Source organism: Methylobacterium sp. J-092 (assembly GCF_022829325.1).
GTDB lineage: Bacteria > Pseudomonadota > Alphaproteobacteria > Rhizobiales > Beijerinckiaceae > Methylobacterium.
This window is the reverse complement of sequence record NZ_JAKSXU010000115.1, coordinates 32,538-52,482: the sequence shown is the minus strand read 5'-3', so window position 1 is coordinate 52,482 and position 19,945 is coordinate 32,538. Positions and strand designations below refer to the sequence as shown.

18 protein-coding genes are annotated in these 19,945 nt (G+C 71.9%); 10 read left to right on the top strand and 8 right to left on the bottom strand.

Going from position 1 to position 19,945, the window contains the following annotated elements:
• Positions 1 to 248: 248 nt before the first annotated feature.
• From MKK60_RS13390 to MKK60_RS28465, 6 genes are read left to right on the top strand one after another with little or no spacing between them, the layout of a single operon-like run.
• Positions 249 to 1,127, top strand: coding sequence for an STAS domain-containing protein (locus MKK60_RS13390; RefSeq protein ID WP_243938966.1), 879 nt, complete (start codon positions 249 to 251; stop codon positions 1,125 to 1,127).
• A gap of 4 nt (positions 1,128 to 1,131) precedes the next feature.
• Positions 1,132 to 1,533, top strand: coding sequence for an STAS domain-containing protein (locus MKK60_RS13385; RefSeq protein WP_147725694.1), 402 nt, complete (start codon positions 1,132 to 1,134; stop codon positions 1,531 to 1,533).
• Positions 1,514 to 1,933, top strand: coding sequence for an anti-sigma regulatory factor (locus MKK60_RS13380; protein WP_147842251.1), 420 nt, complete (start codon positions 1,514 to 1,516; stop codon positions 1,931 to 1,933). Before MKK60_RS13385 ends, MKK60_RS13380 begins: the two co-directional genes overlap by 20 nt.
• A 2-nt stretch (positions 1,934 to 1,935) precedes the next feature.
• Positions 1,936 to 2,931, top strand: a complete 996-nt coding sequence (locus MKK60_RS13375; protein WP_243986463.1) for an ATP-binding protein — start codon at positions 1,936 to 1,938, stop codon at positions 2,929 to 2,931.
• Positions 2,928 to 4,844: an ATP-binding protein gene (locus MKK60_RS13370; RefSeq protein ID WP_243986461.1), complete on the top strand. Its 1,917-nt coding sequence runs from the start codon at positions 2,928 to 2,930 to the stop codon at positions 4,842 to 4,844. Before MKK60_RS13375 ends, MKK60_RS13370 begins: the two co-directional genes overlap by 4 nt.
• Positions 4,841 to 4,966: a hypothetical protein gene (locus MKK60_RS28465; RefSeq protein ID WP_279604088.1), complete on the top strand. Its 126-nt coding sequence runs from the start codon at positions 4,841 to 4,843 to the stop codon at positions 4,964 to 4,966. Before MKK60_RS13370 ends, MKK60_RS28465 begins: the two co-directional genes overlap by 4 nt.
• Before the next feature lie 75 nt (positions 4,967 to 5,041).
• On the opposite strand, the gene gyrB is transcribed toward MKK60_RS28465, so the two are convergent.
• From gyrB to MKK60_RS13355, 3 genes are all read right to left on the bottom strand, one after another.
• The gene (gene gyrB, locus MKK60_RS13365) at positions 5,042 to 7,519 is read right to left on the bottom strand and encodes a DNA topoisomerase (ATP-hydrolyzing) subunit B (protein WP_187274726.1); all 2,478 of its coding nucleotides are present in this window, start codon (positions 7,517 to 7,519) and stop codon (positions 5,042 to 5,044) included.
• Between the two features lie 177 nt (positions 7,520 to 7,696).
• A complete protein-coding gene (locus MKK60_RS13360; RefSeq protein WP_243986459.1) occupies positions 7,697 to 8,656 on the bottom strand; it encodes an aldo/keto reductase in 960 nt (319 codons plus the stop codon).
• 5 nt (positions 8,657 to 8,661) lie between these two features.
• Positions 8,662 to 9,306, bottom strand: coding sequence for an MBL fold metallo-hydrolase (locus tag MKK60_RS13355; RefSeq protein WP_147725689.1), 645 nt, complete (start codon positions 9,304 to 9,306; stop codon positions 8,662 to 8,664).
• Between the two features lie 330 nt (positions 9,307 to 9,636).
• On the opposite strand from MKK60_RS13355, the gene MKK60_RS13350 reads away from it, so the two are divergent.
• A complete protein-coding gene (locus MKK60_RS13350) occupies positions 9,637 to 11,988 on the top strand; it encodes a TonB-dependent receptor family protein (protein WP_243986457.1) in 2,352 nt (783 codons plus the stop codon).
• 57 nt (positions 11,989 to 12,045) lie between these two features.
• Here MKK60_RS13350 and MKK60_RS13345 read toward each other — a convergent pair whose 3' ends face one another.
• From MKK60_RS13345 to MKK60_RS13330, 4 genes are all read right to left on the bottom strand, one after another.
• On the bottom strand, positions 12,046 to 12,414 hold the full coding sequence (locus tag MKK60_RS13345) for a hypothetical protein (protein WP_147725688.1): 369 nt from the start codon (positions 12,412 to 12,414) through the stop codon (positions 12,046 to 12,048).
• Between the two features lie 58 nt (positions 12,415 to 12,472).
• On the bottom strand, positions 12,473 to 14,140 hold the full coding sequence (locus MKK60_RS13340; RefSeq protein ID WP_147725687.1) for an alpha-amylase family protein: 1,668 nt from the start codon (positions 14,138 to 14,140) through the stop codon (positions 12,473 to 12,475).
• A 64-nt stretch (positions 14,141 to 14,204) separates the two neighbouring features.
• The gene (locus tag MKK60_RS13335; protein WP_147725686.1) at positions 14,205 to 14,525 is read right to left on the bottom strand and encodes a BrnA antitoxin family protein; all 321 of its coding nucleotides are present in this window, start codon (positions 14,523 to 14,525) and stop codon (positions 14,205 to 14,207) included.
• Positions 14,522 to 14,758, bottom strand: coding sequence for a BrnT family toxin (locus tag MKK60_RS13330; protein ID WP_243986449.1), 237 nt, complete (start codon positions 14,756 to 14,758; stop codon positions 14,522 to 14,524). Before MKK60_RS13330 ends, MKK60_RS13335 begins: the two co-directional genes overlap by 4 nt.
• 161 nt (positions 14,759 to 14,919) lie before the next feature.
• Between MKK60_RS13330 and MKK60_RS13325 the strand changes: the two genes are divergently transcribed.
• Together MKK60_RS13325 and MKK60_RS13320 are read left to right on the top strand one after the other, a co-directional pair.
• Positions 14,920 to 17,928 (top strand): penicillin-binding protein 1A, encoded by a 3,009-nt coding sequence (locus tag MKK60_RS13325; protein WP_243986447.1) that lies wholly within the window; start codon positions 14,920 to 14,922, stop codon positions 17,926 to 17,928.
• 39 nt (positions 17,929 to 17,967) lie between these two features.
• The gene (locus tag MKK60_RS13320; RefSeq protein WP_147858713.1) at positions 17,968 to 19,062 is read left to right on the top strand and encodes a hypothetical protein; all 1,095 of its coding nucleotides are present in this window, start codon (positions 17,968 to 17,970) and stop codon (positions 19,060 to 19,062) included.
• A 36-nt stretch (positions 19,063 to 19,098) separates the two neighbouring features.
• On the opposite strand, the gene MKK60_RS13315 is transcribed toward MKK60_RS13320, so the two are convergent.
• Entirely contained in the window at positions 19,099 to 19,338 is a 240-nt protein-coding gene (locus MKK60_RS13315; protein ID WP_147729075.1) for a hypothetical protein, read from the bottom strand.
• A gap of 256 nt (positions 19,339 to 19,594) precedes the next feature.
• Here MKK60_RS13315 and MKK60_RS13310 point away from each other — a divergent pair, with 256 nt between their 5' ends.
• Positions 19,595 to 19,843: a hypothetical protein gene (locus MKK60_RS13310; RefSeq protein ID WP_147844166.1), complete on the top strand. Its 249-nt coding sequence runs from the start codon at positions 19,595 to 19,597 to the stop codon at positions 19,841 to 19,843.
• The last annotated feature ends 102 nt before the right edge of the window (positions 19,844 to 19,945 follow it).

Sequence of the window (19,945 nt, the reverse complement as noted above, 5' to 3'; positions counted from 1 at the left end):
GCTTGGCCAAGAGCTTGGCCAAGCTCTTCAAAGTCACGCAGCACCTCAAATCCAGGCGGCGCCTCGCCGCATCCGTCTCGCGGCGCGCGAGGACGGTCCGGGCCGATGATGGTTCCGGGCGTGGGAAATCTTTCTTTTCACTGATCCGAATGCAAGCATTGCCGCGAGAGAGACCGGACTTGGCGGCGATGCAGCCTATCGAAATGGCCACGACCCAGGTAGATGCTGGATCACGACAGGGGGAAGACATGACGCGTATCGATGGCGCCGAGGTCCTGAAGCGGACGCTCGCGGACGACGAGGCCGCCATCCTCGATGCCTGGACCGTGTCCCTTCGGGAGGGGACATCCCTGCAGAGCGGCCGCATCCGCGAGGCCGAGCTCCAGACCCAGGCCAGGGCGGTCTATCGCCAGCTTCGGGACGCTTTCGCCGCGGGCGGGCTCGACGCCGACGCGGAGGGCTTCGCCCAGCTCCGCGACACCCTCGCCGACATCTCGCGCTCGCGGGCGATCCAGGGCTTCACGCCGACCGACACGGCCAACTTCGTGTATTCCCTCAAGCCGCCGGTCTTCGAGGCCCTCGAGAAGGCCCACGCGACGGACGCGGCGACGCTGGCGGCGGGGACTCGGGCCGCGAGCAGGGTGCTCGATCGGCTCGGCCTGCACACCATGGAGGTGTTCCTGGCCAGCCGCGAGGAGGTGATCGGGCGCCAGGGCCAGGAGATCGCCGAGCTCTCGACCCCGGTGGTCCGGCTCTGGGACGGCATCCTCGCGCTGCCGCTCATCGGCACCCTCGACAGCGCCCGGACCGGCGTCGTGATGGAGAACCTGCTCCAGGCGATCGTCGACGAGGAGGCCGAGATCGCCATCATCGACATCACCGGCGTGCCGACCGTCGACACCCTGGTGGCGCAGCACCTGCTGAAGACCGTCGCGGCGGCGCGGCTGATGGGCGCCGACTGCATCGTCTCCGGCATCCGGCCCCAGATCGCCCAGACCATGGTCCATCTCGGCGTCGAGCTGAACGTCGTCTCGAAGGCGACCCTGGCCGACGCCTTCGCCGTCGCCCTGAGGCGGACCGGCCGCAAGGTGGTGCGCCAGCAGGCCTCCATCGAGGGACGCGGCTGACGCCATGGACCGCATCCCGATCCTCAAGCTGGGTGGCGCCCTCATCGTCACCATCCAGGTCGACATGCACGACCGCCTCGCCCTCGCGCTGGAGGAGGACCTCACCGCGATGATCGCGCGCACCGGCGCACGCGGCGTCCTGCTCGAGATCTCGGCGCTGGAGATCGTCGATTCCTTCATCGGGCGCATGCTGGTGAGCATCGCCGCCGTCTCGCGCGTCCTCGACGCGGAGACGGTCGTGGCCGGCATGCGGCCGGCGGTCGCCATCACCCTGGTCGAGCTCGGCCTGGAGCTGACCGGCATCAAGACCGCCCTCAACGTCGAGCGCGGCATGGCGCTGATCCAGGCGCGGCTCGCCGAGGAGGAGGACGGCTGCGGGGGCGACCGTGAAGGCCACGAAGGCTGAGCCCCCCAAGGCCGAGACCCTCGCGATCCGCTCGGGCGACGACGTCGTGCGGGTGCGCCAGCGGGTCCGCGCGCTCGCCATCGAGATCGGCCTCGGGCTCGTCGACCAGACCAAGATCGTCACCGCCGCGAGCGAGCTCGCGCGCAACACCCTCGACTACGGCGGGGGCGGCCACGTCCACGCGGAGATCGTCCAGGCCGGGACGCGCCGGGGCCTGCGCCTGACCTTCGAGGATCAGGGCCCCGGCATCGCCGACATCGATCAGGCGATGACCGACCACTACACTTCCGGCGGCGGGCTCGGCCTCGGTCTGGGCGGCGCCAAGCGGCTCTCGAACGAGTTCCACATCGCGTCGACCCCCGGAGCCGGCACCCGCGTGACGATCGCGCGGTGGAAGTGAGCATGCACCGGATCACCGTGACGGAAGCGAGCCAGGTGGCCGAGGCGCGGCGGCGCGCCGTCGCCGTGGCGCAGGGCATCGGCTTTGACGAGACCGCGGCCGGACGCGTGGCCCTGGTCGTCACCGAGCTCGCCACCAACGTCGTCAAGTACGGCGTGCCGGGCGAGGTCCTGGTGGGCACCTACGAGGACGGGACCGGCTCGGGGGTCGAGATCCTCGCCCTCGACAAGGGCAACGGTTTCCAGGATCTCGGCCTCGCTCTGCGCGACGGCCATTCCACCGGCGGCAGCGCCGGCGAAGGGCTCGGCGCGGTGCGTCGCCTCTCCGACGCCTTCGACATCGTCTCCCGGCCCGGCCTCGGCACCGCGGTGCTGGCGCGCCTGTCGATCGACAGGACGCGCACCCCGGACGGCGTGCCCGGCTTCGGCGCGGTGACGGTGCCGCTGAAGGGCGAGACCGCCAACGGCGACGCCTACGCCGTGCGCGAGCGCGACGACGGCTGGACCGCCATCGTGTCGGATGGCCTCGGCCACGGGCCGGAGGCCGCCAAGGCGTCCGAGGAGGCCCTCAAGCTGTTCCGGCGCCATCGCGACGAGCCGCCCGCCGCGATCCTCGCCGCCATCCACGCGGGCCTCTCCCACACCCGGGGCGGCGCGATCTCCGTCGCGCGCTACGCCCGGGATCGCGCCACCCTCGCGCTGGCCGGCATCGGCAACGTCGCCGGGGCGGTGGTCTCCGGCGCGGCGATGAAGCGGACGGTCAGCCTGGCCGGGACGGCCGGCCACGCGGCCCGGCGGATCCAGGAGTTCGAGTACCCGATGCAGGCGCGGGACCTGTTCGTGCTCTGCTCCGACGGCATCGCGACGGGCTGGTCCCTCGACGCCCATCCGGGCCTCGCCGGCGCCCACCCGACCCTCGTGGCCGGGGTCATCCTGCGCGACTTCGCCCGCGCCCGCGACGACGCCACCGTGCTCGTCGTGCGGGGGGACCCGGCATGAGGTGGCCGCTGCTCTCGAGCCTGGTCGAGCACGAGGACGACATCATCGCGGTGCGCCAGCGGGTGCGCGGGCTGGCCGAGCGCCTCGGCTTCGGCGTCCAGGACCAGACCCGGATCGCCACGGCCCTGTCCGAGATCGCGCGCAACGCCTACGGCTACGCCGGCGGCGGGCGGGTCGAGTACGGCCTCGACGCGGTGGAGGGCGGCCAGATCCTGCTGATCCGCGTCCGCGACGCGGGGCCCGGCATCCCGCATCTCGATGCCATCCTGGAGGGGCGCTACCGCTCGACCACCGGGCTCGGCATCGGCATCACCGGGTCGCGCCGGCTGATGAACCGCTTCGAGATCGAATCCGTCGTCGACCACGGCACGATGGTGACGTTCGGGATGCGGCTGCCGTTCGGCTCCGAGACCTTCACGGGGCGCCGGCTGACCACCCTGGCCGACGACGTCGCCCGGGCCCGGACGGACGAGCCGGCGACCGCCATGCGCGAGCAGAACCGCGAGCTCCTGCGCAGCCTCGCCGAGCTCGCCGAACGCGAGGAGGAAGCCCAGCGCCTGAACCGGGAGCTGTCCGACACCAACCGGGGCGTGGTGGCGCTCCACGCGGAGCTGGAGGCGCAGGCCGCCCTCCTCCGCGAGGCGGGGGCCCTCCTCGAGAGCCAGGTGGCGGCCCGCACTGCCGAGCTCGCCGCGGCGAACGCCCGGCTCCTCGCCGAGGCGGCCGAGCGCGAGCGGATGGAGCAGGACCTCCGGCAATCGCAGAAGCTCGAGGCGGTCGGCCAGCTGACCGGCGGCGTGGCGCACGACTTCAACAACCTGCTGACCATCATCCGCTCGTCCGTCGACTTCCTGCGCCGGCCGGACCTGCCGGAGGACCGGCGCAAGCGCTACATGGACGCCGTCTCCGACACGGTCGACCGCGCCGCCAAGCTCACCGGGCAGCTCCTGGCCTTCGCGCGCCGGCAATCCCTCAAGCCGGAGGTGTTCGAGGTTGGGGCGTGCCTGAACGGCGTGGCCGAGATGCTCGACACCATCACCGGCGCGCGCATCCGCGTCCGGGTCGAGGCGTCGGACAGGCCGGCCCTGGTGCGCGCCGACCTCAACCAGTTCGAGACGGCCCTGGTGAACATCGCCGTCAACGCCCGCGACGCGATGGACGGCAGCGGGACGCTGACGATGCGGGTGGCGGCCGGGCAGGCCATGCCGACGATCCGGGGCCATGCCGGCTCGCGCGGGCCGTTCGCAGCGGTCTCGCTCGCCGACACCGGCTCGGGCATTCCCCTCGACGTGCTCGGGCGCATCTTCGAGCCGTTCTTCACCACCAAGGACATCGGGCGCGGCACGGGGCTCGGGCTCTCCCAGGTGTTCGGCTTCGCCAAGCAGTCCGGCGGCGACGTCGACGTGACGAGCGAGATCGGCCGGGGCACGACCTTCACCCTCTACCTGCCCGAGGTCTCGTCGGAGGCGGTCGAGGCCGCCGTCGCCGACCCCGACGCCGCCCTGTCGCCGGCGGGGCTGGGCCAGCGCATCCTGCTCGTGGAGGACAACCTCGAGGTCGGCGCCTTCTGCTCGCAGATCCTCGAGGACCTCGGTTACGCGCCCGAATGGGTGGTCAACGCGGAGGAGGCGCTCGCGCGCCTCGGGACGGACGGGGCCGGCTTCCGGGCCGTCTTCTCCGACGTCGTCATGCCCGGCATGGGCGGCATCGAGCTCGCCAAGGCGTTGCGCCTCCGCATCCCGGCCCTGCCGGTGGTGCTGGCCTCGGGCTACAGCCACGTGCTCGCCCGCGAGGACAGCCACGGCTTCGAGCTGCTGCACAAGCCCTACTCGGCCGCGCAGGTCGGCCGGGTCCTGCGCCGGATCATCGGCACCGCGCCCCCGGCCCCCGAACCCCCGGAGCACGGCCGATGACGCAGGATCCGGCGGCGCCCGCCGCGCTGTCCGAGCGCGACCGGCTCGCCGCCCTCGCGAAGTACGGGATCCGCGACAAGCTCGACATGCGCCGGGCTCTCGGCGCGAACGGGCTGTCCTGACATCCGATACGGCGGACACCGAGGTCCGTGGGAGCGTCGTCCGGCCGTCGGCCGGACGCGTCTCGCACCGACGGATCACACGTCGAGGTTGGCCACGCTGAGCGCGTTCTCCTGGATGAACTCGCGCCGGGGCTCGACCACGTCGCCCATCAGCTTGACGAACAGGTCGTCGGCGTCGGTGGTGTCCTTGACCTTGACCTGGAGCAGCGAGCGGATGTCGCGGTCGAGCGTCGTCTCCCACAGCTGCTGCGCGGTCATCTCGCCCAGGCCCTTGTAGCGCTGGAGCTGGAGCCCCTTCCGGCCGAACGCCATCACCGCCTCGAACAGCGCAACCGGCCCGTGCAGGACCGTCGATTCGCCCTTGCGCGAGAAGGTGACCGGCTCGCCGTAGATCTCGCGGAGCGCGTCGGCGCGGTCGGCGAGGCGGCGCGCCTCCTGCGAGGCGATGAGGCCGGCATCGAGCGTCGCGACCTGGCGCACGCCGCGCAGCGTGCGCCCGAAGACGTAGCCGCCCTCCGACGCCTCGCCCTGCCAGCCCTGCTCGATGTCGTCGGCGATGGCGTCGAGGCGCCTGGCCGTGACGTCGGCCAGGACCTCGGCCTCGCCTGCGTGCTCGGCCGCCTCCGGCCGGAAGGCGCCGGCCAGCACCGCCTGCTCGACCACCGAGCGGTCGTAGCGGGTGTGCAGGCCGAGCAGGATGCCGCGGAAGGTGCGGGCCTCCTCGACCAGCGTCTTGAGCTGCGGGCCGCCGAAGGCCGCGCCCGAGGCCAGCGTCAGGGTCGCGCCCTCGACGCCCTGGTCGATCAGGTAGTCCTCGAGGGCGCGCTCGTCCTTGAGGTAGAGCGCCTTGCGCCCGCGCTCGGCTTTGTAGAGCGGCGGCTGGGCGATGTAGAGGTGGCCGCGCTCGATCAGCTCCGGCATCTGCCGGAAGAAGAAGGTCAGGAGCAGGGTGCGGATGTGCGAGCCGTCCACGTCCGCGTCGGTCATGATGATGATGCGGTGGTAGCGCAGCTTGTCCGGGTTGAAGCCCTCGCGGTCGGTCGAGGACCGCCCGATCCCGGCCCCGAGCGCGGTGATCAGCGTGCCGATCTCGGCCGAGCCGAGCATCCGGTCGGCGCGCACGCGCTCGACGTTGAGGATCTTGCCCCGCAGCGGCAGCACCGCCTGGAAGGTGCGGTCGCGGCCCTGCTTGGCCGAGCCGCCGGCCGAGTCGCCCTCGACCAGCAGGATCTCGCACTTGCTTGGGTCGCGCTCCTGGCAGTCGGCGAGCTTGCCCGGCAGCGAGGCGATGTCGAGCGCGCCCTTGCGGGTCACGGTCTCGCGCGCCTTGCGCGCGGCCTCGCGGGCCGAGGCCGCCAGGATCACCTTGCCCATCACCGACCGGGCCTGGGATGGGTTCTCCTCCAGCCAGTTCGACAGGCCCTCGTTCAGCACGTTCTCCACCGCCGGGCGCACCTCGGAGGAGACGAGCTTGTCCTTGGTCTGCGACGAGAACTTCGGGTCCGGCACCTGCACCGAGATCACCGCGGTCAGGCCCTCGCGGCAATCCTCGCCGGTGAGGGTGATCTTCTCGCGCTTGGCGATGCCCGACGATTCCGCGTAGCCGGTGATCTGGCGGGTCAGCGCGGCGCGGAACCCCGCCATGTGGGTGCCGCCGTCGCGCTGCGGGATGTTGTTGGTGAAGGGCAGCACCGTCTCGTTGAACGAGTCGTTCCACCAGAACGCCACCTCGACGCGGATGCCGTCGCGCTCCGAGCGCACCATGACGGGCTTGGACACGCCCTCGATCGGCTTGCGCGAGCGGTCGAGGTAGCGCACGAACGCCTCGATCCCGCCCTCGTAGTACAGCTCCTCGCGCCGGTGCTCGGGGTGGCGCGCGTCGGTCAGCACGATCCGGACGCCGGAATTGAGGAAGGCGAGCTCGCGCAGGCGCTTCTCCAGCGTCGCGAAGTCGAACTCGATCATCGTGAAGGTGTCGGTGGAGGGCAGGAAGCTGACCTCCGTCCCCTTCCGCCCGTTGCCGGGGCCGAGGACCTTGAGCGGGGCCACGGCGTCGCCGTGGCGGAACTCCATCGTGTGCTCCTTGTCGTTGCGCCAGATGCGCAGGCGCAGCCACTGCGACAGGGCGTTGACGACCGAGACGCCGACGCCGTGCAGGCCGCCCGAGACCTTGTAGGAATTCTGGTCGAACTTCCCGCCGGCGTGGAGCTGGGTCATGATGACCTCGGCCGCCGAGACGCCCTCCTCCTTGTGGATGTCCACCGGGATGCCGCGGCCGTTGTCCGAGACCGTGCAGGAGCCGTCGGCGTTCAGCGTCACGGTCACGAGGTCAGCATGGCCCCCCAGGGCCTCGTCGATGGCGTTGTCCACCACCTCGTAGACCATGTGGTGCAGGCCCGAGCCGTCGTCGGTGTCGCCGATATACATGCCGGGGCGCTTGCGCACGGCATCCAGGCCCTTGAGCACGCGGATCGACTCCGCGCCGTAGGCGTCGACGAATTCGGCGGGGGGCACGGCGCCCTGGGACAGGTCGTTCGGGTTCTGGTCAGACATCAAGGTCCTCGGGCAGGCGGGTCCGAGCGCGAGGGTCCGGCGCCCGCTTGGGAGCAGCCCCGCCTGCGATTCGATCAGTCCGCCTCATATAGGCGTTCCGCCTTGAAATTGCATCGTTTCCAGGCTTGCACGGCCTGGCTCGGTCCCGTGTTCTGACGCGGCCGCCTTAACGTCGGGTTAGGCCTGAATCCCGCCGGCCGTCGCCGCGTCGAGGCGTGCGATCGCATCGGGCGGGAGGCGCAGCGTGGCGGCCCCGATCAGCTCGTCGAGCTGCGCCACCGAGGTCGCGCTGGCGATCGGCGCGGTGATGCCGGGGCGCGCCATGATCCAGGCGAGCGCCACCTGCGCCGGGCTGGCGCCGTGCTCGGCGGCGACCGCATCGAGCACGCCGAGCAGCGCGAAGCCCTTCGGCGTCAGGTACTTCGACACCCGGTTCTCGCGGGCGCGGCCGGCAGCGGACTCCGCCGAGCGGTACTTGCCGGTGAGGAAGCCGGCCGCGAGCGAGAAGTAGCCGATCACGCCGAGCCCGGCCTCGCGGCAGACCGGCTCGAGCTCGGCCTCGTAGCCGCGCTCGGCCAGGCTGTAGTCGGGCTGCAGGCATTCGTAGCGCGGCAGGCCCGCGCGTTCCGCGACGGCCAGCGCCTCGCGCAGGCGCGCGGCGGAAAAATTCGAGGCGCCGATCGCCCGCACCTTGCCCGCCTGGATCAGGCGCTCGTAGGCGCGCAGCGTCTCCTCCTGCGAGGTCGCCGCGTCGTCGGCATGCGACTGGTACAGGTCGATCCGGTCGGTCCGGAGCCGGCGGAGCGAGGCCTCGCAGGCCTCGGCGATGCGCGCGGGCGCGAGGCCGGTCCTGCCCTCGCCCATGTCCATGCCGACCTTGGTCGCCAGCACGACCTTGTCCCGCGTGCCGCGCGCGGCGAACCAGCGGCCGATCACCGCCTCCGACTCGCCGCCCGCATGCCCGGGGGCCCAGCGCGAGTAGACGTCGGCCGTGTCGACGAAGTTCAGGCCCGCGTCGACGAAGCGGTCGAGGATCGCGAAGGACGTGGTCTCGTCGGCCGTCCAGCCGAAGACGTTGGCGCCGAGGCACAAGGGGGCGACGGACAGGCCGGAGCGGCCGACGGGGCGCGTTTCCATGGCGCTCAACCCTGCAGGAACGGGTTCGAGACCCGCTCCTCGCCGAGCGTCCCGGTGGGTCCGTGGCCGGGGATGAAGGCGAGGTCGTCGCCGAGCGGCAGCACCTTCTCGCGGATCGCGCGGATGAGCTGGTCGTGGTTGCCGCCCGGCAGGTCGGTGCGCCCGACCGAGCCCTTGAACACCACGTCGCCGACCAGGGCGAAGCGCGCGTCGCGGCTGACGAACACCACGCTGCCGGGCGAATGGCCGGGGGCATGCAGAATGTCGAAGGCCAGCGGCCCGACGGTCACCGCGTCGCCCTCGTCGAGCCAGCGGTCGGGCACGACCGCGCGGGCGCCGTCGATGCCGTAGTTGGCGCCGGTCTCGGGCAGCGAGTCGAGGAGGTAGCGGTCGGCCTCGTGCGGGCCCTCGATCGGCACGCCGAGGCGCTCGCGCAGCTCGGCCGCGCCGCCGGCATGGTCGATATGCCCGTGCGTCAGCAGGATCTTCTCCACGCTCACGCCCTGCTCGGCGATCGCCGCCTCGATCCGGTCGAGGTCGCCGCCGGGATCGACCACGGCGCCGACCTTGGTCGCGGCATCCCAGATCAGGGTGCAGTTCTGCTGGAAGGGCGTGACCGGGATGATCCCGACGCGGGGCGTGCCTGGCATGGTGGTCCGTTCACCGAGTGGAGGGTGGAAGCGCCGCCCGTTCTAACCCCGATCGGGTCGAGCCGCACCCCGGGGGGCGGCCGCACCGCAGGAGCGCTTGTATCCGAAATGCGACGGCTCGGCCGATTCATCGCGCGTGCGCCGCCGCCGGCTGGTTGGTTGACGGTGCAACCGATACAACTTTGTGCGCAATCCTTCGTCCGTCTCGCCTTCCTCCAACTCGCCTTCGTCCGTCTCGCGGATCTGCGCCGTGCCCGTGCCACCCGCCATCGTCGACATCGCCGCGCGGTTGCCGGTCGCGCCGCGCGTCGACCGCACCGGGTGACCGCGATGGCGTTCCGGCGCTTGCGGGGGCGCGTCCGCCTCCGCCGGATCGTGCCCGCCCTGATGCTGGCCCAGCTCGTATCCGCGGCGGCTGGGGCGGAGGCCGCGGCAAGGCCGGAGGCGGAGGTCCGATCCGGATCGGACGACGGCGTCACCCTCGACACGCTCTCCGTCGTCGGCGAGGCCCGCCCCGACGAGCCCCGCGGCTTCGGCGTGTCCGCTCCGCCCGGATCGGCCCCGAGCCCGATCGAGAACCCCGTCGGCCAGGTGGTGACGTCGATCGGGCGCGCGGGCGCGATCGACGACCGGCCGCCGACGGGGATCGGCGCCGTGCTCGCCAACAGCCCCGGCGTCACCGTCCGCCAGGGGCTCGGCGGCCGCGACGTGGTGATCTCGATCCGCGGCAACAACGCCCGCTCCACCGGCATCACCCGCAACATGGTGGTGCTGGAGGATGGGTTCCTGGTGACGCAGGCCGACGGCGCCTCGCGCTTCGACCTGTCGGATCCCCGCGCCTATTCGCGGATCGACGTGTTCCGCGGGCCGCAATCGGCCCTGTTCGGCAACTATGCCAGCGGCGGCGCGCTGGCCTTCCGCACCCGCACCGGCCGCGAGATCGACGGCGCCGAGGTCGCGGTCGACGCCGGCAGCTTCGGCGTCCTGAACACGTCCTTCGCCGTCGGCCAGGCGAGCGGCCCGTTCGAGATCAGCCTGTTTTCCAGCGACGCGCGCGGCAACGGCTACCAGGGCCATGCGAGCTTCGACACCCAGACCGTCAACCTGCTGGCGAGCTACACCCCGAGCCCGGACGACCGCTTCACCCTCAAGGTGATCGACAACGTGGTCTCCACCGGGCTGCCGGCGCGCACGTCGCTGAACCAGTTCACCCTCAACCCGTACCAGCGCGGCTGCGAGACCGCCGCGACGGCGGCGCCCGGCTGCGCGACGGTCGCGATCCTGCGCAACGGCATCTTCGGACGGACCGTGGCGGTGACCGCCGACGAGGGCGGCTTCGGGCGCGACGACCGCCGCACCGTCGTCGCCGGCCGCTGGGAGCACGACGTCGACGCGCAGACGACCTGGCGCGTCCAGGCCGGCTACGACGAGCGCCGCTACGACCAGCCGTTCTACACCCTGGCGGGCCGCGCCAGCCTGCCCTCGGTCAACCTCGCCGCCGACCTGACCCGGCGCGGCGAGCTGTTCGGGCTGGCCGCCACCGGCTACCTCGCGCTCAGCTACGACACCATCGACATCCGCGCGCCCACCTTCAACCGGGCGGCCTACGGAGGGCCGCGGATCGGCGCGCCGATCGGCCTGCAGGAGGCGATACAGGACAACCTCGGCGGCCGGGCGCGGGCCGAGATCGCCGTGTCCGACCGCTGGACCGCCGTGCTCGGGATCGGCGCGACGCGGACCGCGATCGCCGGGCGCAACACCACCTTCGCCTACACGGCCGCCGGCGCCGCCTCCGCCGTCACCGGGGTCGACCCGACCTACGTCAACGTCGCGCCCGAGCTGATCCTCGTCTACCGGCCGGATGCGGACTGGGCCCTGCGCGGCCGGGTCGCCGCCGGCTACGCGACGCCGTCGGTCGGCAACCTGTTCGTCACGCCGGCCGGCATCCCCGGCGACAACACCGGGCTCCGGTCGCAGGAGAACCTCGGATTCGACCTCGGCGCGGACTGGTCCCCGACGGCGGGCGTGCGCGTCAGCCTCACCGGCTTCTACGAGCTCTTCCGCAACGAGCTGGTCGGCCAGTCGCCGGGGGCGGGGCTCCTGTCCTACACCTTCAACGTGCCGGCCTCGGAGCACCGCGGCATCGAGCTCGGGGCGGAGGCGGCGCTCGGCTCGGGCTGGCGCGGCACGCTGGCCTACACCTTCGACGCCCAGGTCTACACGCGGTTCGTCGAGCGCCTCGCGGCCGGCCCGCTCACCGCCGCGTTCGACCGGGCCGGCAACCGCATCGTCGGCGTGCCGGAGCACCAGCTCCTCGCCCGGATCGGATACGACGTGCCGGCCGGGCCGCTCGCCGGCCTCGGCGCCTACGCCGAGGCGGTGGCGCAGGACGGATCCTTCCTCGACAACGCCAACCTGCTGCGGGTGCCGGGCTTCGCGGTCCTGAACCTCAACGTCCACTACGCGACGGCGCTCGTCGGCGACGTCCGGCGCCTCGACCTCTACGGCGAGGTCCGCAACGTCCTCGACACCGCCTATGTCGGCGCCGCCAACCCGCTGGCGAACACGCTGAGCCCCGTCAGCGGCCTGCAGAACGGCCGCGCCGTGCTCGCGAACACGAGCGGCACGATCTTCGCCGGCCCGCCGCGGACCTTCATGACCGGGATGCGGCTGCGATTCTGAGCCTCGTCGCGCGCGGTCGATGGGGCGCGCGGGAGGACGATGCTCTCGGGGTCTCGCTCAGTCGGCCGCCCCGCCCTTCGGCCGGCGGAAGCCGTCGTGGAGCGCCAGCATCTCCGCCATGCCCAGCGCCCGGCTGCTCCAGCGGGTCTCGGCGGTGTTCACCTGGGTGAAGCGGTCGTGCGAGCGGCCGCCATAGGCGCCGAACAGCACCAGCGCCTCCGCGCCGTCGGGCGCCGGGCGGTCGATCCGGTAGGAGGGCGGGCCGCCCTTCGCGGTCACCCCGATCCGCACCACGGCGTCGCCGAAATGCTTCTGGCACATCCGCATGGTGGCGAGCACCGCGCGGAGATAGGCCTCGCCGTCCTCGAGGTCGGGCAGCACGTCGGCGATGGTCGCGTCGGGCGAAAGTGGGGGGCGTCGGGGCATCGGGTTCTCGCTTCCCGGTCTCCCCTACCCTGCCGCGGCGGCAAGCGCGAGGCGCCGGTCAGGTCGGCTTGCGCTTCAGTAGCGCGTCGAGCCCGCCGACCCGGAACCAGTGATAGCCGTAGCCCTCCAGGTAGAGGCCGTGGCGCCCGGCATCGTCCGCCTCGCTGCGCTCGCCCGTGAGCAGGTCGATCAGCAGCAGGCCGTCCGGCGCGGGGACGCCGGTGTCGAGCGCGACCTCGGTCGGGCCGGGCCCGAGGTTGTGGAGGCACAGCACCGCGTTGCCGCGCCAGTCGTAGCGGAGCGCCAGCACGGCCGGCTGGCCGGTCTCGAGCGCGGTGACATCGCCCCAGCCGATCTCCGGCGCCTCCTTGCGCAGGCGGATGATGCTCTGCATCCAGTTGAGGAGCGAGCCGGTCTCGTGGCGCTGGTCCGCGACGTTGACGTGCGCGTAGCCGTAGGCGCCGTGGTCGATCGGCGGCATGGTCGGCGTCGCCGACCGGGTGAAGCCGCCCTGCGCCTCGGGCGTCCACTGCATCGGCGTGCGGGCGCAGTCGCGCTCCTTCAGGGTCAGGTCGTCGCCCATGCCGATCTCGTCGCCGTAGCGCAGCACCGGGGTGCCGGGCAGCGTGAACATCAGCGAGTAGGCCAGCCGGATGCGGCGCGGGTCGCCGTCGAGCATCGGCGCGAAGCGGCGCCGGATGCCGCGGTCGTAGAGCTGCATGCCCTTGTCGGGGCCGAACCTCTCGAAGACGGTCTGGCGCTGCTTCTCGGTCAGGCGACCGAGGTCGAGCTCGTCGTGGTTCCTCAGGAAGATGCCCCACTGGCAGGAGAGCGGCCGGGGCTTGGTCCGCTCGATCGCCTTGACGAGCGGCCGCGCGTCGTGGGCCGCCAGCGCGTAGAAGGTCGCCTGGTTGACCTGGAAGTTGAACATCATGTGCGCGCGGTCGGCGTCGTCGCCGAAATAGTCGAGGTCCTGGCGGGGCAGGATGTTGGCCTCGGCCAGGATGATCGCGTCGCCCTTGCGCCATTGCAGGAACTCGCGGAAGTCGCGCAGCATGTCGAACTGCTCGCGCGGCGCGCCCGTCACGTCGGCGCCCTTCTCGGCGATGACGAAGGGCACCGCGTCCATGCGGAAGCCCGAGACCCCGAGCTCGATCCAGAAGCCCATGATCTTCAGGATCTCGGCCAGCACGGCGGGGTTGGCCGTGTTCAGGTCGGGCTGGAAGTCGAAGAAGCGGTGGAAGTAGTAGGCGCCCGCCGCCTCGTCCCAGGTCCAGGTCGTCGTCTGGACGCCGGGAAACACCATGCCTTCGTCGGCGTTGGCCGGCTTCTCCTTCGACCAGACGTACCAGTCGCGATAGGGCGAATCCGGGTCGGAGCGGGCGGATTGGAACCAGCGGTGCTGGTCCGAGGTGTGGTTGACCACGAGGTCGATCAGCACCCGCAGGCCGCGCTGCTTGGCGGCGTGGGTGAAGGCCACGAAGTCCCCGAGCGACCCGTAATCCGGGTCGACCCCGTAATGGTCGGCGATGTCGTAGCCGCCGTCGCGCTTCGGCGAGGGCTGGAACGGCATCAGCCACACCGCCGTGACGCCGAGCCCCTGGAGGTAGTCGAGCCGCCGCTCCAGCCCGGCGAAATCGCCGATCCCGTCGCCGTCGGCATCCATGAAGGTGGCGACCGACAGGCAGTAGATGACGGCGTTCTTGTACCAGAGGTCGGTGATCATCGGGCCTCGCGAGGTCGAAGGGGGCCCGACGCGCGCGGCGGGACGGAGGAAGCCGGCCAGTCCGCTACTTCCGCGCATGCTCCATGTAGGCGCGCAGCACGGCGTTGATCCGGGTCTGATATCCGCGTCCCTGGCCCTGGAAGAAGGCCAGGACGTCGGCGTCGAGCCGGATGGTCATCGGCTTCTTGCGCGACTCGGGGTGGAACACCGCCTTGCTCCAGTCGATCTCCAGCCCCGCCTCGTCGGGGTCGGAGGCGACCGCGGCCTCGACCTCGGCATCGGTCATGGCCTTCACGGCCTCCCAGTCTGTCCGGTCCTCGCCGTCCCTCCGCATCGCGGTCAGTTCCTCAGCCGTATAGCTGACGATATGCGGCTCGTTCCTCATGACGTGCCCTCCGGAGTGAGATCGCGCGACGCCGATCGCCGCGCCATGTCCAGACCAGGGCGACGAACACCCCGTCGAGTTCGGCGGGCGACGGTGATCATGCGCGGCTCGGGCGCATGCGTCGACGGCAGGTCGAGCCGGGCGCGACCGTCGAACAGGAGGTCCGCCCTGACGAAATCGAGCCGGTGCTTGGCAAGGTTGCCGAGCCGCTTGGCCTCATCCCACTCGAACATCGCAGCGCACCGTAACGTGTCCATACGAAGCGTCAATACGCAGCCGCGCACAAGCCCGGGGCGAGGCACGCTCCTTAAAACAGCCGCGTTGTGCACGCCCTGTTCAGGGCGACGCCCGCAGGTTCGGGGCGCACGTGGAAGAGCCCGGTGCCCCGGATTTCATGAACACCATCCTGATCAAGCTGTTCGCGACCGCCCTGACGCTGAGCCAGGTCACGACCAAGCCCGATGCGGTAAGGACCCGGTTCGACCCTGCCGTCGACGGTCCGCAGGTCGTGCAGATCCTGCGCGACGGCTGCGCGCACATGCGAAAAGCCTTCGACATCGAGGACATCAACCTCGACGAGCTGATCTCCACCGCGATGGAGGACCCGAGCGCGGTGGCGGGGCCGGCGGCGCCGAAGATCCTGCACGGGCTCGACATCGGCGAGCTGAACACGAGCTACAAGCAGTTCTGCAAGGGCGAGAACCCCAAGACCTCGCCGTTCGACGCCCGCGAGGTGATCGAATTCTACAACAAGGCGACCACCGACCTGCCGACCGCCGAGGCCCTGCGCGACAAGGCGCTGCCGGGCATGACCCGCATCCTCGACGCCTCGGGAAAGCCCTTCGCCGAGACCTTCGAGCCGAACGGCCGCCGCCTCGTCGTGCCGATCGGCGACGTGCCGCAACTGGTCCGACAAGCTTTCATCGCCGCCGAGGACAAGCGCTTCGAGAGCCACCACGGCATCGACGAGCGCGGGGTGATCCGCGCCTTCATCGGAAACCTCGCCGCCCCGGGCCGCCCGGCCGGCGGCTCGACCATCACGCAGCAGGTGGTGAAGAACCTCTCGGTGGGCGACGACGTCACCTACGAGCGCAAGATCCGCGAGATGATCGTCGCCTCCCGCCTGGAGCGCATCCTCGGCAAGCCGCAGATCCTCGGGCTCTACCTCAACGGGATCTATCTCGGCCGCGGCGCCTACGGCATCGAGATGGCCGCCAGGAGCTATTTCGGGAAGTCGGTGGGCGAGCTCACCCTGCCCGAGGCGGCGCTTCTCGCCGGCATGCCGAAGGGCCCCAACTTCTACAGCCCCGACAAGTACCCCGAGCGCGCCCGCGAGCGCCGCGCCTACGTGCTCGCCCGCCTCAAGGAGGAGGGGGCGATCACCGAGGCCGAGATGGCGGCGGCCGTCGCCTCCGACCTCGGGCTGAAGCCGATCGAGACCGCGCGGCGGGATTCAGGGTTCTACGTGGTCGATCATCTCACCCGCGAGGCCCGCACCTTCGCCGGCCTCGATTCGCTCACCGCTTCGTCCTTCACCGTGCGCTCGACCATCAATGCCGGGCTGCAGCGGGCGGTCGAGGGCGCGCTGCAGGACGGGCTGGCGAATTACGAGCGCGGCACCGGGCGCCAGACCTTCTCCGGGCCGGAGTTCAACCTCGCCGACAGCGTGCGCAAGCTCGGGGCGGCGACGCCCGCCCCCGAGGCGGCACCGCAATCGCTGCCGGGCGTGACCGGGGCGGAGGCGAAACCCGAGGCGGCGAAGGCGGCCGTCGGCAGGCCGGCGCGCGGAAAGCCGGTCGCCGCGGCGGCGCCCGCCGAAAAGCCGGTGTGGCTGCGGGCGCTCGAGAGCGCCCGGCCGGTGCTCTACGACGTGCGCTGGCCGCTCGCCGTGGTGCTGGAGACCGGCCGCAACGGCGTGAAGGTCGGGCTCGGCGACGGCCGCGTCGCCCTGCTCGACCCCGGCATCGCCCGCGGCAGGCTGCAGCCGTACGACGTCGTCCGGGTGAAGCTGCGGGACGGCAAAGGTCTGCGCGCCGAGATCCGCGTGAAGCCGTCGGTGCAGGGCGCGGCCCTGGTGCTGGAGAACCGCACCGGCCGCATCCTGGCGATGGCCGGCGGGTTCTCCTACCCGGCGAGCCAGCTCAACCGCGTGACGCAGGCGGTGCGCCAGCCCGGCTCGACCCTGAAGCCGCTGACCTACCTCGCCGCGCTGAACGCCGGCCTGCAGCCCAACACCCTGGTGATGGACGCGCCCGTGACCCTGCCGCCGATCGGCGGGGTCGGCGACGCATGGTCGCCGAAGAACTACGAGGGCGGCGGCTCCGGCCCGACGACCCTGCGGCGCGGCCTGGAATTCTCCAAGAACCTCGTCACCGCCCGCCTCCTCCAGGGCGGGATCGCGGACAAGGCGCCGGCCAGCCTCAAGCGGGTCTGCGACATCGCGCTCGAAGCGCAGATCTACGCCGCCTGCGAGCCGTACTACCCGTTCGTGCTGGGCGCCCAGCCGGTGCGGATGATCGACCTCGCCGGGTTCTACGCCGCGGTGGCCAACGAGGGCGCCCGCACCGCGCCCTACGCCCTCGAAGGGATCGAGCGCGACGGCAGGACGGTCTACGCCCACGCGGCCCGCGAGCCGGTGCGGATCGGCTCGGCCGACCGGGTCGCGTTCTACCAGCTCAAGACCATGCTCCAGGGCGTGACCAACCACGGGACCGCGGCGGCCCTGGCGCGGGTCTCGCAGTTCGTGGCCGGCAAGACCGGCACCTCGGAGAACGAGAACGACGCGTGGTTCGCCGGCTTCACCAACGAGGTCACGGTGGTGGTCTGGGTCGGCTACGACAACGCCGACGGCACCCGCAAGACGTTGGGCCGCGGCCAGACCGGCGGCCACGTCTCCGTGCCGATCGCCTCCGCGATCTTCCAGGCCGCCTGGGCCAACGGCGTGGCCAAGACCCCGCTGGCCCCGCCCTCCCCGGAGGCGCGGCAGATGCTCGTCGACCTCTCGATCGACCCGCGCAGCGGGCAGCGCGTCTCGGGCGGCGGGTTCACCGAGCACTTCCGCAAGGCCGCCGACGGCCGCATGGCCGACACGCAGTACAAGCTGCTGCCGCGCGAGAACGCCTACGCGATGCGGCCGGACGCGGAGGACGGCGACCTCTCGGGCCTCGAGGACGGCGCCGACGTCGCCGGCGACGCCTACGGCAACCGCGCGCCCGATGCCGACCTGCTCGACCCGTTCGGCGACCGGCGCCCGGCGATGCGCAGCCGCCGGGCCCAGGGCGACCTCGACGGCGGCTCCCGGCTCTGGCCCGGCCAGACGGCGCGCTCGCCCTTCGGCGACGACGATGCCCGGCCGCGGCGGCGCGACCCCGATTACCTGTTCGGCGACGACCCGCGCTACTGACGCCGCCGCCCCTCCCCCTTTCCCATCGAGGTTCCTTTCGTGCGGATGCAGCTTCCGGCTCGCCTTGCCCTGCCCTTGCTCGTGCTCCCGGGGCTCGTGCTCTCGGGCGCCCCATGCGCGATGGCCCAGGCGCCGGCACCGTCGCCCGCGCAGCCGGGCATGGCGGCGACGCCGGCCGCCGCCGGGCGGATCCGCGAGGTCGCCTCGATCACCGCCGTCGATCCGACGACGCTCAAGCCCGGCGCGATCCTGGTGAGCGACCACCGCGACAACCCGTCGACGCCGGAGAACGGCTTGACGCCCTACCTCGACTGGGTCCGGACCAAGCCTGCGGAGGCGGCCGCGCTCTCGCCCTTCCCCGGCTACAAGGAGCCGGACTACACCACCACCGTGAACGGCGTGGCCAAGCCCCGGCACGAGACGCTGAAGGTCTACGTCGCCGAGGGGCGCTTCGTGGTGGCGCGGCCCCCCGAGGCGATCGACCTCGCGGCGCTGGCCCGTCTCGGCTTCGTGCAGGCGATGGACCCGGCGATCAAGCACAAGGCCCTCGACCCCGCCGACGTGACGCCGACCAAGGACCCCGCCGCGGCCTTCGCCCGCCGTCCCGACCGCCCGTGGTGCGAGCCGGGCACGGTCTGCATCGAGTCGCGCTACGACCTCGAGGGCAAGCTGCCGCTCGGGGTGAAGCTCGCCAACAAGCTGGAGGAGGGCGGCGCGAAGAAGATCGCCGAGTTCGTGACGTTCCAGAGCGAGCTGCGCACCCTCGCCCCCGATCGGGCGGCCGGCCTCGGGGCGCTGACGAAGGTCGACACCACCGTCACGGGCGGGCTGGAGCAGACGATCTTCTGGGTCAACCAGATCCTGCGCTTCGGCAAGTTCCTGGCGGTGTTCCAGCCGATGCCGGGCGACCCGACCAAGACCGTCGTGACCACCTACATGGCGTTGGCGATCAAGGGCGACGTCCTCGACCGCAAGGCGGAATACGCCCGCGTCCCCGTGCTCAGGAACCTGCTGCCGGCGCAGGTGCTGATGGGCAATTCGAGCTTCAACACCGGCACCTCGATCAGCGCCGGCCTGCCGACCTACGCCCGCAACCGCATCGCGGCCTTCGCCGACGCCCTGGCCAAGCGCTAGGGCGCCCCGGGCCGCGGATGCGGAGCGAACCGGGGATCAGTAGCCGCGGTTGGCGATCGAGGGGATCGAGGGCTGGGTGTACAGGCGGTTCACGTCGGGCCGGGTCTGCGTGCCGTTGGTGTCGTTCGAGCGCCGGTAGTTGTCGGTGTTGAAGGTCTCCGCCAGGCCGCTGCGGCTGTCGGGGCCGTCGACGCTGTTGCAGGCGCCGAGGCCGCCGACCAGGGCGGCCGCGAGGGCGAAGGGAGCGAGTGTCTGAACGGTCGGGACGAGGCGCATCGCGGGTCCTGGGGCGTGATCGGGAGGGAAGGCGCGGGAATGACGGGCCGAGGTGTCGGGCCAGTGTGTCCGCGTCAAGGCGGTGCCGATCGCGTGAATCGGTTGCCGGGGATGTGATGTCGCCCGGCCACGGAAAAGTCACCACGGCGTGGCTTTGCGGCCGCGAAACCGGGCATTCGTGTGGAGGAGCGGCGGTGCGACCCTGGCCAAGCGGGCGCGTTCCGGCGACAACGACCGTGATGAGCCGAAAGCCTTCATGAGCAACGTCCTGCCCTTCCGCCCGCGCACCCCCGTGCAGCAGCTCGCCCGTTGCGAGGTCGTCGCCGTCGCCGGAGACCTTCTCACGCTGCTCGAGCAGCTCGAGGACGTCAGCGCCCGCGCCGCCGCCATGGGCCGCCCGGCGCTCGAGGTCGAGCGCACGGTCCAGCACCTGCTCGACGCGGTCAGCGCCGTCGAGCGCGCGCTCGACTGCATCGGCGAGGGCGAGCAGGCCGCGCCGGCCTGACGCCCGACGCAGCAACCACCGATATCCGTCCGGACGTTTCGGGCGACCCGATGCGATCGGGCCCGCGCCTTCCGCCATGCGTTCGACCGGTGCGCCCGCCCG

Excerpts from the sequence above, each read along its gene's own strand:
- MKK60_RS13385 (WP_147725694.1), top strand. The coding sequence starts at position 1,132 with ATGGACCGCATCCCGATCCTCAAGCTGGGTGGCGCCCTCATCGTCACC.
- MKK60_RS13370 (WP_243986461.1), top strand. The coding sequence starts at position 2,928 with ATGAGGTGGCCGCTGCTCTCGAGCCTGGTCGAGCACGAGGACGACATC.
- MKK60_RS13315 (WP_147729075.1), bottom strand. The coding sequence starts at position 19,338 with ATGCGCCTCGTCCCGACCGTTCAGACACTCGCTCCCTTCGCCCTCGCG.
- MKK60_RS13345 (WP_147725688.1), bottom strand. The coding sequence starts at position 12,414 with ATGCCCCGACGCCCCCCACTTTCGCCCGACGCGACCATCGCCGACGTG.
- MKK60_RS13325 (WP_243986447.1), top strand. The coding sequence starts at position 14,920 with ATGAACACCATCCTGATCAAGCTGTTCGCGACCGCCCTGACGCTGAGC.
- MKK60_RS13355 (WP_147725689.1), bottom strand. The coding sequence starts at position 9,306 with ATGCCAGGCACGCCCCGCGTCGGGATCATCCCGGTCACGCCCTTCCAG.
- MKK60_RS13350 (WP_243986457.1), top strand. The coding sequence starts at position 9,637 with ATGGCGTTCCGGCGCTTGCGGGGGCGCGTCCGCCTCCGCCGGATCGTG.
- MKK60_RS13340 (WP_147725687.1), bottom strand. The coding sequence starts at position 14,140 with ATGATCACCGACCTCTGGTACAAGAACGCCGTCATCTACTGCCTGTCG.
- MKK60_RS13335 (WP_147725686.1), bottom strand. The coding sequence starts at position 14,525 with ATGAGGAACGAGCCGCATATCGTCAGCTATACGGCTGAGGAACTGACC.
- gyrB (WP_187274726.1), bottom strand. The coding sequence starts at position 7,519 with ATGTCTGACCAGAACCCGAACGACCTGTCCCAGGGCGCCGTGCCCCCC.
- MKK60_RS13330 (WP_243986449.1), bottom strand. The coding sequence starts at position 14,758 with ATGTTCGAGTGGGATGAGGCCAAGCGGCTCGGCAACCTTGCCAAGCAC.
- MKK60_RS13310 (WP_147844166.1), top strand. The coding sequence starts at position 19,595 with ATGAGCAACGTCCTGCCCTTCCGCCCGCGCACCCCCGTGCAGCAGCTC.
- MKK60_RS13375 (WP_243986463.1), top strand. The coding sequence starts at position 1,936 with ATGCACCGGATCACCGTGACGGAAGCGAGCCAGGTGGCCGAGGCGCGG.
- MKK60_RS13360 (WP_243986459.1), bottom strand. The coding sequence starts at position 8,656 with ATGGAAACGCGCCCCGTCGGCCGCTCCGGCCTGTCCGTCGCCCCCTTG.
- MKK60_RS28465 (WP_279604088.1), top strand. The coding sequence starts at position 4,841 with ATGACGCAGGATCCGGCGGCGCCCGCCGCGCTGTCCGAGCGCGACCGG.
- MKK60_RS13390 (WP_243938966.1), top strand. The coding sequence starts at position 249 with ATGACGCGTATCGATGGCGCCGAGGTCCTGAAGCGGACGCTCGCGGAC.